Origin of the sequence: Pseudidiomarina marina (assembly GCF_003987045.1) — a bacterium.
In the GTDB taxonomy this organism is placed as follows: Bacteria; Pseudomonadota; Gammaproteobacteria; order Enterobacterales; family Alteromonadaceae; genus Pseudidiomarina; species Pseudidiomarina marina.
The window spans coordinates 1-630 of sequence record NZ_PIPZ01000010.1 but is presented as its reverse complement, the minus strand read 5'-3'; the positions used below and the strand labels follow the sequence as shown (position 1 = coordinate 630).

The 630-nt window shown below is 53.7% G+C and carries 2 tRNA genes; both read left to right on the top strand.

The annotated features are described in order from the left end of the window. Window positions 1-158: 158 nt before the first annotated feature. Window positions 159-235: transfer RNA gene (locus tag CWI76_RS11595), tRNA-Ile, on the top strand. A gap of 270 nt (window positions 236-505) precedes the next feature. Beyond that, window positions 506-581, top strand: a tRNA-Ala gene (locus CWI76_RS11590). Window positions 582-630: the final 49 nt, after the last annotated feature.

Sequence of the window (630 nt, the reverse complement as noted above, 5' to 3'; positions counted from 1 at the left end):
AAGCCTTGAAGAAGTTAAGTGCTCACACAGATTGCCTGGTTTGGTAGATGTAACGGATAGAAACTGGGTCTGTAGCTCAGCTCGATAGAGTGCACCTGCCCTGCATAAGCGGGTGAGGTCGTACCGAGCGAAGCGGAGTTGCAGATTTAGCGGATACTGGGTCTGTAGCTCAGCTGGTTAGAGCGCACCCCTGATAAGGGTGAGGTCGGTAGTTCAAGTCTACTCAGACCCACCAAATTTGAATGATAGCCGCGTTGGAAAGCCGTTCGCATACGACAAGTATGCTTCACAGCTTCCCGCCTTGCTCTCCTTCAAATTACCCTTAGAGGTGTTGTTTTGATGTTCAGGTCGCCACGCGAAGCGGGCGTCAGCGAACTCAAAGCGCAGCTCAATGCAGCTTTGCCAAGGCATGCGACGAACGAAGGAAGGCGCATACCTCGACGGTATGTAACTGACTGAGAGAGGAGCATAACGCAGGCAAAGGTGTAGTGAGCAAGCCACGCACGGGGCCATAGCTCAGCTGGGAGAGCGCCTGCCTTGCACGCAGGAGGTCAGCGGTTCGATCCCGCTTGGCTCCACCACTTCAACGTTATGCTGCGTTGGAAAGCCACTCACATACTGATGTATGCT